The sequence below is a fragment of the Mycobacterium marseillense genome, from assembly GCF_010731675.1.
In the GTDB taxonomy this organism is placed as follows: domain Bacteria; phylum Actinomycetota; class Actinomycetes; order Mycobacteriales; family Mycobacteriaceae; genus Mycobacterium; species Mycobacterium marseillense.
Map to the genome: position 1 here is coordinate 4575374 of NZ_AP022584.1, position 13010 is coordinate 4588383.

General features: G+C 65.5%; 15 protein-coding genes. 13 read left to right on the forward strand and 2 right to left on the reverse strand.

Annotated elements, in window-relative coordinates:
• Positions 1 to 29 precede the first annotated feature (29 nt).
• On the forward strand, positions 30 to 731 hold the full coding sequence (locus G6N26_RS21370) for a M15 family metallopeptidase (RefSeq protein ID WP_067165676.1): 702 nt from the start codon (positions 30 to 32) through the stop codon (positions 729 to 731).
• 59 nt (positions 732 to 790) lie between these two features.
• Positions 791 to 1597: a methyltransferase domain-containing protein gene (locus tag G6N26_RS21375; protein ID WP_083014839.1), complete on the forward strand. Its 807-nt coding sequence runs from the start codon at positions 791 to 793 to the stop codon at positions 1595 to 1597.
• A gap of 3 nt (positions 1598 to 1600) precedes the next feature.
• On the opposite strand, the gene G6N26_RS21380 is transcribed toward G6N26_RS21375, so the two are convergent.
• Positions 1601 to 2425, reverse strand: coding sequence for an SDR family oxidoreductase (locus tag G6N26_RS21380; protein WP_067165608.1), 825 nt, complete (start codon positions 2423 to 2425; stop codon positions 1601 to 1603).
• 69 nt (positions 2426 to 2494) lie between these two features.
• Between G6N26_RS21380 and G6N26_RS21385 the strand changes: the two genes are divergently transcribed.
• The 4 genes from G6N26_RS21385 to G6N26_RS21400 are packed head-to-tail and all read left to right on the forward strand — an operon-like array spanning position 2495 to position 6500.
• Positions 2495 to 4072 (forward strand): methylmalonyl-CoA mutase family protein, encoded by a 1578-nt coding sequence (locus G6N26_RS21385; RefSeq protein ID WP_083014842.1) that lies wholly within the window; start codon positions 2495 to 2497, stop codon positions 4070 to 4072.
• Positions 4073 to 4519 (forward strand): cobalamin B12-binding domain-containing protein, encoded by a 447-nt coding sequence (locus tag G6N26_RS21390; protein ID WP_067165601.1) that lies wholly within the window; start codon positions 4073 to 4075, stop codon positions 4517 to 4519.
• Positions 4504 to 5460, forward strand: coding sequence for an LLM class F420-dependent oxidoreductase (locus G6N26_RS21395; protein WP_067165598.1), 957 nt, complete (start codon positions 4504 to 4506; stop codon positions 5458 to 5460). Before G6N26_RS21390 ends, G6N26_RS21395 begins: the two co-directional genes overlap by 16 nt.
• Positions 5457 to 6500 (forward strand): CaiB/BaiF CoA transferase family protein, encoded by a 1044-nt coding sequence (locus tag G6N26_RS21400; protein WP_067165595.1) that lies wholly within the window; start codon positions 5457 to 5459, stop codon positions 6498 to 6500. The genes G6N26_RS21395 and G6N26_RS21400 overlap by 4 nt, the downstream gene beginning before the upstream one ends.
• Positions 6501 to 6551: 51 nt before the next feature.
• Here G6N26_RS21400 and G6N26_RS21405 read toward each other — a convergent pair whose 3' ends face one another.
• Entirely contained in the window at positions 6552 to 7157 is a 606-nt protein-coding gene (locus G6N26_RS21405; RefSeq protein WP_083015171.1) for a TetR/AcrR family transcriptional regulator, read from the reverse strand.
• A 274-nt stretch (positions 7158 to 7431) separates the two neighbouring features.
• On the opposite strand from G6N26_RS21405, the gene G6N26_RS21410 reads away from it, so the two are divergent.
• From G6N26_RS21410 to G6N26_RS21440, 7 genes are all read left to right on the forward strand, one after another.
• Positions 7432 to 8790, forward strand: coding sequence for an aromatic ring-hydroxylating oxygenase subunit alpha (locus G6N26_RS21410; protein WP_083014846.1), 1359 nt, complete (start codon positions 7432 to 7434; stop codon positions 8788 to 8790).
• A 16-nt stretch (positions 8791 to 8806) separates the two neighbouring features.
• Positions 8807 to 9331 (forward strand): hypothetical protein, encoded by a 525-nt coding sequence (locus G6N26_RS21415; protein ID WP_083014849.1) that lies wholly within the window; start codon positions 8807 to 8809, stop codon positions 9329 to 9331.
• Positions 9328 to 9801 (forward strand): hypothetical protein, encoded by a 474-nt coding sequence (locus tag G6N26_RS21420; RefSeq protein ID WP_083014853.1) that lies wholly within the window; start codon positions 9328 to 9330, stop codon positions 9799 to 9801. The genes G6N26_RS21415 and G6N26_RS21420 overlap by 4 nt, the downstream gene beginning before the upstream one ends.
• The gene (locus tag G6N26_RS21425; protein ID WP_083014856.1) at positions 9798 to 11075 is read left to right on the forward strand and encodes a cytochrome P450; all 1278 of its coding nucleotides are present in this window, start codon (positions 9798 to 9800) and stop codon (positions 11073 to 11075) included. The genes G6N26_RS21420 and G6N26_RS21425 overlap by 4 nt, the downstream gene beginning before the upstream one ends.
• Before the next feature lie 4 nt (positions 11076 to 11079).
• A complete protein-coding gene (locus G6N26_RS21430; protein WP_083014860.1) occupies positions 11080 to 11835 on the forward strand; it encodes an SDR family NAD(P)-dependent oxidoreductase in 756 nt (251 codons plus the stop codon).
• Positions 11832 to 12449, forward strand: a complete 618-nt coding sequence (locus G6N26_RS21435) for a carboxymuconolactone decarboxylase family protein (protein ID WP_083014864.1) — start codon at positions 11832 to 11834, stop codon at positions 12447 to 12449. Before G6N26_RS21430 ends, G6N26_RS21435 begins: the two co-directional genes overlap by 4 nt.
• Positions 12450 to 12556: 107 nt before the next feature.
• Positions 12557 to 12982, forward strand: coding sequence for a nuclear transport factor 2 family protein (locus tag G6N26_RS21440; RefSeq protein ID WP_083014868.1), 426 nt, complete (start codon positions 12557 to 12559; stop codon positions 12980 to 12982).
• Positions 12983 to 13010 lie beyond the last annotated feature (28 nt).

Below are 13010 nucleotides of genomic sequence, written 5' to 3' on the forward strand. Positions count from 1 at the left end.
TCGGGGTGACCAACTGCGACAATGGCCGAATGCGTTTTTTGCGCCGGGTCCGTGCGCTCGCGATCGTCGCGGGTCTGGTCGCGGTCTCCGGCGTGGGGACCGCCCAGGCCGGCCCCGACGTGCCGCCGGTCAGCGACGCCGCCCGAGCGGCCGGCTTCGTCGACATCCGCACCGTCGTGCCCGACGCGGTGCTCGATCTGCGCTACGCGACGACCAACAATTTCACCCACACGCAGCTGTATCCATCCGATGCCAGATGCCTTGTGCACCAATCGATGGCCCCCGGCCTCGCCGCCGCGGCCGGCGCCCTGCGCCCGCAGGGGCACCTCCTGGTCTTCTGGGACTGCTATCGGCCGCACGACGTCCAGGTCAAGATGTTCAGCCTCGTCCCCAACCCCGCCTGGGTGGCACGTCCGGGCCAGTATGCGCGCAGCCATGAGTCGGGACGCTCGGTCGATGTGACGTTCACGACGACCCAACAGCCATGCTCATCGGGACAGCACGCGGGTGGGCTTTGTCTCGCCGATATGGGCACCGACTTCGACGACTTTACCCCGCGGGCAACGGCTTTCAACACCCAGGGCATCAGCGCCGACGCGAAGGCGAATCGGTCCGCGCTGCGCAACGCCATGAACTACGGCGGCCTGAAAGTGTATTCGGGCGAATGGTGGCATTTCGACGGTCCGGGAGCCGGTTCCGACCTCCCGATCCTCAACGTCCCCGTCGACTAGCTGTCTCAAATAGCGAGACGCATATTTCATCATGTGGCTCGTCGCCGTAAGCTGGCGCCATGAATGACCGGGCCAGTTATACGCACGGGCACCACGAGTCGGTGCTGCGCAGCCACCGGCGCCGCACCGCCGAGGATTCGGCGGCGTACCTGCTGGCACACCTGAAGCCGGGCCTGTCGGTGCTGGACGTCGGATGCGGGCCCGGCACCATCACCGCTGACCTCGCCGCGCGCGTCGCACCCGGATCCGTCACCGCCGTCGACCAAGTCGCGGACGTCCTGGGCGCGGCCCGCGCCGAAGCCCAACAACGCAATCTGTCCAACGTCTCGTTCGGCACCGCCGACGTGCACAACCTCGACTTTGCCGACGACACATTCGATGTCGTCCACGCCCACCAGGTGCTGCAGCACGTCGCCGACCCGGTGCGGGCCCTGCGCGAGATGCGGCGAGTGTGCGCGCCGGACGGCATCGTGGCCGTCCGCGACGCCGACTATGCGGGTTTCATCTGGTACCCGCAGCTGCCCGCCCTCGAGTTGTGGCGAGAGCTCTACCAGCGGGTCGCGCGCGCCAACCGCGGCGAACCGGACGCGGGCCGGCGCCTGCTGTCCTGGGCACAGCAGGCGGGATTCGAGGACATCACGCCGTCCGGCAGCCTGTGGTGCTACGCCACAGCCGAGACGCGCGAATGGTGGGGTGGGATGTGGGCCGACCGAATCCTGCATTCCACCGTGGCCCGCGACCTGGTGAGCCTCGACTTGGCCACCCCCGCGCAGCTCGAGGAGATCTCCGCCGCGTGGCGGGAATGGGCCGCCGCCGACGACGGCTGGATCGCCATCCCGCACGGCGAAATCCTTTGCCGCACCTAGGGATCAGTCCAAGAACAGGTCCGGGATGGGCTGCTCGCCGCCGCCGTACCCGGACAGGTCCGCGACCCCGGCGGATCGCAGCAGCGTCGCGTCGATGTGGCACTCGCCGGTGGCTTCCCGGGCCGGTCGGGAGACGATCTCGACGGCGGCGTCGCCCATGATCTCGGGGCTGCGCGACGACGCGGCCAACCGGTCGCCATCGGCCATGTTGGTGACCGCCGCGGTGGCGATGTAGGTCTCCGGCCACAGACAGTTCACGCCGATCCCGTCGTCCGCGAACTCGGCCGCCCAGCCCAGTGACAGCAGCGTCATCCCGTACTTGGACAGCGTGTAGGCCGGGTGGGCGCCCAGCCAACGGGGGTTCATATTGATCGGTGGCGAGATGGTCAGCACGTGCGGGTTGGCCGATTTCTGGAGATGGGGCACGCACGCCTTGGTCAGCAGGAAGGTGCCGCGCAGGTTGATCTCCTGCATCAGGTCGTATTTCTTGGCCGACAGCACGGCCGTCGGGTCGGTCGCGATGGCGCTGGCGTTGTTGACGCAGACGTCGATGCCGCCGAACCGATGCACGGCCGCGTCGACCACGCGCTGCACGTCCTCTTCGCGGCGCACGTCGCCCACGACGGCCAGCGCCTTCCCGCCGGCGGCCTCGACGTCAGCCGCCGCGGTGTGCACCGTCCCGGGCAGGCGCGGATGGGGTGTGTCGGTCTTGGCCAGCAGCACCACGTTGGCGCCTCGGCGAGCCGCGGCGATTCCAATCGCGAGTCCGATGCCGCGGCTCCCGCCGGAGATCACCACCGTGCGATCGGCGAGCTCGTTGTTAGCCATTCGTCTCCTTTGACCTGGTCAAGCGTGTGGTATTGGCATTCTCTTTTTTTGCAAGTACGTTATTCACCGATGGATAATACGGCCCACACTCCCTCCGGCATCCCGCTGCAGCCCGTATATGGGCCGGCGGATAGAGGCGCGGAGCCTCCCCAGCCCGGGGAGTTCCCCTTCACTCGCGGCAACTTCGCGTCGGGCTACCGCGGCAAGCTGTGGACGTTCCGCCAGTATTCGGGGTTCGGCACCGCCGAGGAATCCAATCGTCGTTACCGCTACCTGCTGGATCAGGGCGGGACCGGGCTGTCGGTCGCGCTCGACCTGCCGACTCAGTGCGGCTACGACTCCGACGATCCCGAGTTCGGCGAGGAGGTCGGCCGGGTCGGCGTCGCCGTGGACACCCTGGCCGATTTCGAGATCCTGTTCGACGGCATCCCGCTGGACAAGCTCAGCACCAGCATGACCATCAACGGCACGGCGGCGATCCTGCTGGCGTTCTACGTCGCCGCCGCCGAGAAAAAAGGTATCCCGCGCGCCAAGCTCACCGGGACCATCCAGAACGACATCCTCAAGGAGTACGCCTCGCGCGGCACGTGGATCTGGCCGCCGGAGCCGTCCCTGCGGTTGATCGCGGACACCATCGAGTTCTGCGCCGCCGAGGTGCCCAGGTTCAACGCGATTTCGGTTGCCGGTGCGCATTTCCGCGACGCCGGGGCCAACGCGGTGCAGGAGATGGCGTTCACCCTCGCCGACGGCGTCACCTACTGCGACACCGTGGTGGAGCGCGGCCGCATGACGATCGACCAGTTCGCGCCGCAGATTTCGTTCTTCTTCTATACCCACGGGGACTTCTTCGAAGAAATCGCCAAGTACCGTGCGGGACGGCGGCGTTGGGCGACGATCGTGCGGGAGCGCTACGGGGCGACGAAGGACAAGGCGGCGATGTTCCGCTTCGGCTGCGTCTGTGGCGGGGCGTCGCTGTATGCCCCGCAGGCCCACAACAACATCGTCCGCGTGGCCTATGAGGCCATGGCCGCTGTGTTGGGCGGGGTCCAGTCGATGTTCACGGCGGCCTGGGACGAGCCGTTCGCGCTGCCCACCGAGGAGACCACGACCCTGGCGTTGCGCACCCAGCAGATCCTCGCGCACGAAACCGGCGTGGCCAGTGTGGCCGACCCGCTGGGCGGCTCGTATTTCGTGGAGGCGCTGACCGACGCGACCGAGGAGCGCATCATCGAGATCATGTCCGACCTCGAGCGGCACGGCGGCATGGTCCATGCCATCGAGGACGGTTACCTGCAGGGCCTGATCGCCGACGAGGCGTTCAAGATGCATCAGGACGTCGAAGCGGGCACCCGCCCGGTGGTGGGGGTCAACCGCTTCGTGACCGAGGAACCCGAACACGACGTCGTCACTTACGAGCTCGACGCCGAAGGGCGTGACCTTCAGCTCAAGCGGCTCTCCAAGGTAAAGTCCGAAAGGGATTCGGCCGCAGTACAATCCACCCTTGCCGCCCTGTCGCGTTCCGCGGAAGGAGACGACAACCTGATGCACAAATTGATCGACTGCGCCAACGCCTACTGCACGGTCGGTGAGATGGTCTCCGCGCTCAAAGCGGTGTGGGGCGAGTTCCAGCAGCCGGTGGTGTTCTAAGTGGCCGTTCGCGTTCTGGTTGCCAAACCCGGCTTGGACGGGCACGACCGCGGCGCCAAGATCGTCGCCCGCACCCTGCGCGACGCCGGATTCGAGGTCATCTACACGGGTATCCGTCAGCGCATCGAGGACATCGCCTCGATCGCGGTGCAGGAAGACGTCGCCGTGGTCGGCTTGAGCATCCTCTCCGGCGCGCACCTGGCGCTCACCGCGCGCACCGTCGAGGCGCTGCGCGCCGCCGACGCCGCCGACATCTCCGTCGTCGTCGGCGGAACCATCCCGCACGCCGACGTCCCCAAACTGCTCTCCGCCGGGGCCGCGGCCGTATTCCCCACCGGGACACCGCTGGACAACCTGGTGCGCGATATCCGCGCGCTGACCGGCACGGCGGAATCCACCGAGAACGAACCCGCTTCAGAAAAAGAGGAACAGTGCGCGTCGGAGTAATGATCGGTGCCGAGCGTGGCGACATGGCCCGCAAGGTGCACAAGCTGGCCTCCGATATCGAATGGGCCGAATCCGCAGGGCTGGACACGGCGTGGATGCCGCAGGTGCCCAACGACTTCGACTGCCTGACCATGGTGTCGCTGATGGCCGCGCACAGCTCGCGCATCGAGCTGGGTACCGCGGTGGTGCCCCTGCAGGCCCAGCATCCGATCGCGCTTGCCCGCCAAGCGCTTTCGACACACGCGGTGGCAGGCGGGCGGCTGGCCCTCGGTGTCGGACCGTCGCACCACTGGATCATCCGGGACATGCTCGGCCTGCCGTACGAGAAGCCGGCCGCCTACACCCGCAATTACCTGCAGGTGCTCAACACCGCCGTCGCCGGGCCGGGCCCGGTGGATGTCGAGAACGATTCGTTCACCGTGCACAACCCGCTGGCGATCGGGGCGGATACCCCGATGCCGGTGTTGGTCGCCGCGCTGGGGCCGGTGATGCTGCAGCTCGCCGGTGAACTCGCCGACGGCACCGTGTTGTGGATGGCCGACGAGCGCGCGATCGGTGATCACATCGCGCCGAAGATCACCAAGGCCGCCGCCGACGCCGGGCGGCCCGCCCCGCGGATCGTCGCGGGCATCCCGGTATGCCTGTGTGCGCCTTCGCAAGTCGAGGAGGCCAAGGAGCGGGCCAACCGTATCCTGGGTGAGGCCGAGGTGTCACCCAACTACCAGCGCCTGCTCGATCGCGGCGATGCGCGCGACGTCGGCGACCTGTGCGCGGCGGGTGACTCCGAACAGATCCTGGCCCGGATGCGTCGTTTCGCCGATGCCGGCGTGACCGATCTGTCGGTGCGGCTGCTGCCCATCGGCGACAACCGGGACGAGCTGGTCGCCTCCAAGCGCCGCACCCGCGAAATGATCGCCTCGCTCGCCGCGGAATTGCGTTGACTGGCGGCAACACCGGGCCGCTGGCGGGGATACGCATCCTCGAGGTCGGCACCATGCTGGCCGGCCCGTACGCCACCATGTTGCTCGCCGACCTCGGCGCCGAGGTCACCAAGATCGAGCCTGCCGGCGGCGAGATCTCCCGCAGCGTCGGCGCGACGTACTTCGCCAGCCTCAACCGGAACAAGTCCAGCATCTGCCTGGACCTGAATTCGGATGCGGGACAACAGCGCCTGGGCGAACTGGTCGCCGAATCCCACGCCTTGCTGGTGAACCTGAAGCCGTCGGCCATCCGACGGCTGGGGCTCACCTACGAGCAGCTGCGGCGGCACAACGAGCGGATCGTCTGCGTGGCGATCACCGGCTTCGGCCTGTACGGCGGCGACGACCCCGCGTTCGATTATGTGGTGCAGGCCGGTGTCGGCACCGCGGCGCTGACCGGTGACCCGGACGGTCCGCCGACGCTGCCCGGGTACTCGTCGGCCGACAACTCCACCGGAATGTCCGCGGCGCTGGGGCTTTTGGCCAAGGTCATCTCCGGCACCGGAGGGCAAGTGGATGTGTCGCTGCGCGACGTCATGCTGTCACAGCTGAACTACCACGCCTCCGCCTACCTCAACAGCGGCGTGGAGCCGCAGCGGCGCCCCCACGGGGCGCACTCCTACTACGTTCCGGCCCAGCTGTTTCCGACCGCGGACGGATATCTGGCGTTGTTCATCACCCATGATGGATTCTGGAAGTCGTTCGCCGCAGAGGCGGGCATCGGGGGTTTCGAGACGATGGCCGAGCGGGTCACCCGCCGCGACGAAGTGCTCGCCGTCGTCACGGCGATGCTGGCGACCGACAGCGCGGCCGGGTGGGAACGGCGGCTGCGCCCGCTCGGGGTCCCGGCGGCGGCCGTCAGGACCCTGCCCGAGGCTCTTGAGGCCACCCCGGAAGTGGTTGTGACGGCGGGCGATTTCCGTCTGGTGGGCAGTCCCATCCATGTCTCCGGTTACGAGCCCGAGTACCGTCCCCCGCCGGAGTTGCCGAGCGTCGAGTAGTTGTGCCCGGATCGCCCATTTTCGCCCAACAGGTCGACGTTCGACGTCAGATTAAGTGCCGCCGGCGGGGACGATGGCCGACAGCACCAACTGCAGATACGGACGGTAGAGGTCGACCCCGTCGAGTTCGCTGCCAAGGGTGACACCGTCGTTGACTGCGAGGATGACGCGGGCCAGCGTCTCGGCGGGCATCGTCAGTGACGCACCGAGCCGCGCCACATTCTTGGCAATGAATTCGGCCAGCGAGCTGATCGTCTCCATTCGCTGTGACGCGAGCCGGTGGCGCGCCTCCGGGCTGCGCAACAAGAACAACGAGAGTTCGTAGTTGAGCGCGGCGCGGTTCGGATCGCCGCTGGCCGCACTCCACCGCTCAGCGAGTTCATCGATGTCGATATCGCCAAGGCGACGGAACGACTCGATGGCTCCGGCGAAGCCATCGAGAAAGCGTTGCCGCTGACGGTCGGTCACCGCGAGAAACAATTCTTCCTTGGCCCCGAAGTGGGAATAGATGGCGCCGCGCGTGTACCCGGCCGCGTCCGCGATGTCCTCGAGCGCGGCGCCGCTGAGGCCCTTGCGCGCGAAGACCTCCTCGGCGGCATCCAACAAGAGGCCGCGCGTGTGCTCGAGACGCCGCTCCCTGGTCCATCGTTCCGCCACCGGCCCATCCTCCCACACCGCAACACGCTCAGCGCTCGTTCGGGCACTGCGGTCGATCGAAATGCCCTGCCGCGCAATCCTATTCATAGCGAATGCCTCGATCGTCGCATCGACCGCGGTGGCGCCGCCCCGCCGCCACAGTGACCTGCGCCACTTTAATACATCCTTGTATATAGAATACATCTCTGTATATGGTGACACGCATCACGACGCAGACGCAGCGGTCGCCGTAGCCCTCACGGCGCACCGCCGGCACCACGATGAGGAGATCGTCATGAGCCAAGTGACACGCCCCGGACAGTGGGTGGAGCAGGAAGCGGGAATCGGCCTTGCCGATGTCGCCGCCGACGCGTTCAACATGTGCATCTCGACCGACCGGTACCGGTCGCGTGAATACTCGTTGCAAGAGCGCGAGCGGATCTGGATGCGCGTCTGGCAGATTGTCGGCCGGGTCGATGAGCTACCGAAGGTGGGCGACTGGAAGCAATACCGGATCCTGAACCAATCGTTCGTGATCGTCCGCGGTAAGGACGAGAAGCTACGGGGCTTCGTCAACGCCTGCCGCCACCGGGGAAACATCCTGTGCAACGCGGCAACCGGAAATGCCAAGCGCGGCTTCCTATGTCAGTACCACCTCTGGTCGTACGACCTGGACGGCAAGTTGCGCGGAATGCTGCGCGAGAACCTCGCCGGCCCGATCGACAAGGGTGAGAACTCGCTGCTGGAGGTGCCCGTCGACACCTTCGGTGGGTTCATCTTTCTCAATCCCGATCCCAACGCTCAGCCACTCAGCGATTTTCTCGGCCCCGAAGTGACCGAACTGCTCGCGCCTTACCACCTCGATGAGATGGTCACCGTGATGAACGTTCGAGAGTCCTTGGAATGCAACTGGAAAGTCGTGATGGACGCCTTCGAGGAGGGCTACCACATCAACGGCATCCACCCGCAACTGCTCAGCGTCCTCGTCATCGATCCGACGAGCGCCCGATACCGGTTCTTCGAAAACCACAGCGTCGCAGTGGCGCCCTTCGAGGTGAAAGGGGCCAGTGCGGACAAGCAGATTGAAGGCATCCTGAACCTCCCGGACACGTTTCCCTCCACCGTCGCCGTCATGCCGCGCTTCCAAGAGTTGGTCGCGCAATACCGCGGGTCCGACGACTCAGTGGAGTTTCCCGAGGACGTGACGGCCCGCACGCTGCTCCAACAGGCCACCCGCGACACCCTGACCGGGATGGGCCTCGATGTCGGTGGGCTTACCGACGACCAGATGAGCGACAACCAGGGCTGGGTGCTGTTCCCGAACTATTTCATGACGATTCGCGCCGGCGAATGCCACGTCATCATGGCGGTGCCGCACCCGGACGGCGACCCGAACCGATGCGTCTGGCATGTCAGCAGCTACATGTACCTACCACCGGAACACCGTGACGCGTTCAGGGTGCCCCTGACCGAAGTCGACGAGCCCGGCACCTACAAGTATTTCGAAGCGCTGCAACAGGATTACGACCAGATGCCGCGCCAACAACTCGGCCTGCGCAACAGCAGGCTCGACCACATGTCGCTGGTGAAGGAAGAAGTTGTCATCGGCCACTATCACTCTGTGGTAGACCGTTACATGGCCAATGGCGTTTGAGCAGGGAGGAAGCCCTATGAACATCGAAGAACGCATTGCCCATCATCGCCGGATGGCCGAGGCGTACCGCGACGCGTACCTGCGTCAAGGAATTCAGGACGGTGAGGCGTTCGCCGACGCATGGAAATTCGCCGACGACGGTATGTACGTGTCGCCGCATTTCACCGGCGACCAGGTGTTCAAGTTCAGCGAGTTTCCCGAGGACACCGCCCGGGCGTCGACCATGGAGGCGAAGGCCTATTCGCTGACGTTCCCGGACTGGAAGCCCGCCGTCTTCAAATACTGGCCCGCCGAAAACGGGGTCGTCATGAAGACCCGGTGGGAAGGCCACACCACGGACGGCACCCAAATGGGTTTCTACTCATATAGTTTCATCGAGACTAACGAGGCCGGTGAGTTGTCCCGCTGGGAAACTCACGTCAACGACGAATACAACGCGTTTTTGGACGTGGCCCTCGGCGTGCATGGTCCGTTTCATGGCACCGGCGAGTACGTCGAGGCGCTCGAACGTTGCCTGGCGAACGCCGGGGTGACGGTATGACGGGGTTGCGCAGGGTCGAGGACGTGATCGGGAGTTACAACGGTCGCGCTCGGACGGTGCTGCAGTACAGCACCGTCACCAAGCGACTGGTGGACGAAGCGAAGAAGCCGGGCTTCTCGGCGGACAGTTGGAAACCGCTCGCCGAACTGGTCGCCGTCGACGAATTCGAACGAATCGGTGCCTTCAAAGAGGTGATGACCTGGCGGGACTACGTCGAATTCCTCACCAACTGGGCCACCTCGTCGCAGTGGGAGTGCTCTTTCAAGAACATCACCGAGTCCGGGGGTCGCGTGTTCCTCGAACTGGAGGAACGAAGCGAGATAGGCGATTTCAGCAGCGTGGTCAATTCGCTCTCGGTGTACGAGTTCACCGGCGACGACAGGATCCGACACATCGACATTTACCTGCAGATGACGCCGCCGCAGCCCGAGATGCTCAAAAGCTTTGAGGGAGTGGAACTGCCGCAGTGAAGGCCGCCGACATCGACAACAGGGACTTCTTCACCGACAACGAGCTACTCGAGGACCCATACGGCTATCTCGCCGGACTCCGCGGCGAATGTCCGCTCCGCCGCGAGCCGCATCACGGCGTGGTGATGATCACCGGCTACGACGAGGGCGTCGCGGTATACAACGACACCAAAAGGTTTTCCTCGTGCATCTCGGTGACGGGTCCCTTTCCCGGGTTTCCCGTGCCGCTCCGCGATCAAGGCGACCACGACATCACCGAGCTGATCGAGGCGCATCGCGGGGAACTGCCATTCAATGACCAGTTGCCCACATTCGACCCGCCGGTCCACACCGCGCACCGCGCGCTGCTGTCTCGGATGATCACGCCCAAGCGGCTCAAGGAAAACGAAGAATTCATGTGGCGCCTCGCCGATCGCCAGCTCGACGTGGCACTGAGCGGTGCGGGCTGCGAATTCATCGGGGACTTCGCATCGCCATTTGCGATGCTCGTGATCGCGGATCTACTGGGCGTTCCCGAGTCGGACCACGCGGAGTTCAGCGCCGCCTTGCTCAGCGAGGCCGGCACCATCGGCAGCAGCGACGGTGACACCATGCGTCATTCGCCGCTCGAATATCTTTACGGAAAGTTCACCGCCTACATCGAGGAGCGGCGGCGAAGCCCGCGCGACGACGTGCTGACCGGGGTTGCGTCCGCCACGTTTCCGGACGGCAGCACGCCCACGGTCATAGATGCGGTGCGAGTGGCGGCCAATCTGTTCGCGGCGGGCCAAGAGACGACCGTACGCCTGCTCAGCTCTGCGGTACTGATGCTCGCCGAAAACCCGCAATTGCAAAAGCAATTGCGCGCCAACCGCGAACTGATTCCCAACTTTATCGAGGAGGCCTTGCGCTACGAGAGCCCGGTACGTGGTGACTTCCGGTTGTCCAAGTGCCCGGTGAGTGTCGGCGGGATCGATCTTCCCGCAGGCGCCACAGTGATGCTCGTCAACGCGGCGCTCAACCGCGATCCCCGCAAGTTCCCCCGCCCGGACGTATTCGACATGCACCGTCCGAACGCCCGAAGCCATGTCGCGTTCGGCCGCGGCCCGCATGCCTGCCCCGGGGCGCCGTTGGCGCGCGCCGAGGCGCGGGTCAGCTTGGAGCGGATGCTAGCTCGCACCAACGACATTCGTATCGATGAGGACCGGCACGGTCCGCCCGGTAACCGCCGTTATCGGTACCTGCCGACGTTCATCTTGCGGGGCCTCACCCGGCTACACATCCGATTCGAGTAACGAGATGCCCATTCGCGAGACGACCGCAATCGTCACCGGTGGGGCCATGGGGCTTGGCCTGGCCATCACCGAGGCCCTCGCCGCGCGCGGGGTCAAGGTCGCAATGTTCGACATCGCCGCCGACGCCCTACGGGCTCAGGCGGCGCGGCTGAACCACGACGGCGGCCGGGTCAGTGGCCACGTCGTCGACGTCTCCGACCGCGACCAAATCGAGGCCGCTGTGGCACAGGTGCGCGCCGACCTCGGACCGGTGCTGATCCTGGTGAATAACGCCGGAATCGAGCAGTTCGGCAAGTTCGACGCGATCTCCGACGACCTGTGGGACCGCGTCATGGCGGTTAACCTGCGTGGCCCCTTCATCTGCGCACAGGCGGTCCTGCCGGACATGCTCGAGGCGCAATGGGGTCGCATCGTCAATATCTCGTCATCGAGCGCCCAGGGCGGCCAGGCGCGGATGGCCGCGTACGTCAGCTCCAAGGCCGGCCTGATCGGACTGACCAAAAGCCTTGCCCTGGAATTGGGTCCGAAAGGAATCACGGTCAACACGATCCCACCGGGCATGGTCGTGACCCCGATGCTCGAGAAGGCGATCGCCGAAGGCAGGTTCACCGCCAGCCTGGAGCATTTTGCCAGCATCACACCGGTGCGACGAGCGGGTCGACCGCAAGATATCGCCAATGCGGCGCTGTTCCTGTGCCAGGACGAATCCTCCTACATCACAGGACAGGTGATCGGCGTCAACGGAGGGCGCAGAACATGACTGACGGCGGCAGCTTTGTGCGGCGAACGCTGGCCCCCCTGGCGGCCGACCAGTGGGGAGATGCCGAGTACGCGGCTTTCGGTGTGTTGCTGGGCATTCCGGGGGACAGGGTGCCCCGCGCCGGCTCCGGGCATGCCTTGGACCCCTTGAGATTCGACATCATCGGCCTGCTCGCTCGCCATCCCGATATGGCGCAGTCCTTCTTGAACTTCAATGGATTCTTGCTGCGGCGCGGCGAGCTTTCGCCTCGCCTCCGTGAGTTGGCGATCCTGCGTGTCGCCCATGCTCGTCACTCGGCCTTCTTTTGGGGCGAACACGCCAAACTTGCGCTCGACAGTGGTGTACCTGAAGACGACATCGCGCGCCTCGCCGAAGGCAATGAGGGGTTCTCGGGCGTGGATTCGCTTGTGCTGAGCGCGACCGACGAGTTGCTCACCGACGGCCGCGTCCACGACGGGACCTGGGAGCGACTCGTCGGCACGCTGCAGACTCACGCCGCGATGGAACTGATCTTCGTCGTCGGCACCTACGTCATGTTGGCCATGGCCTTCCAGACCTGGGGCCTGTCGCCTCCACCGGGCAGCGCGCGGCTGCCAGGACCTCGATCGCGTTAGGAAGCTTCCGCAGGACTGACCTTCGCCGAATGTCGAGTTGTTGCCCCACAATCGCCCATTTTCGCGCAACTACTCGACGTTCGACGCCAAGGATATAAGGTGCAACGATGGATCTGCAGCGGGTCGCTGACGAACTCGAAATCGCCGCGCTACTCAACAGATACGCCCGCGCCGTCGATGCCAAGGATTGGGAGCTCTACCGCTCGGTCTTCACCGACGACGCGCATATCGACTACTCGTCGGCGGGCGCGGCCGCGGGCCCTCGCGACGAGGTGGCCGCGTGGTTGCAACAGGGCTTCGGTGCGATCCCGATGTCCATGCACTACATCACCAACGTGGAAATCCTGGCGCTCGACGGTGATTCCGCGACGGTGCGCGCCATGTTCTACAACCCCATGCAGTTGCCGGGCATGACAGAGATGAGTTACTGCGGCGGCTATTACCACCACGAGCTGACGCACACGGCCGACGGTTGGCGCAGTCGCAGCCTGCGCGAGGAGAACGTGTGGTTCGTCAACCCGCCAACGGGCTGACGGCGCGCCGAGCGTCGACTTCTGGCGC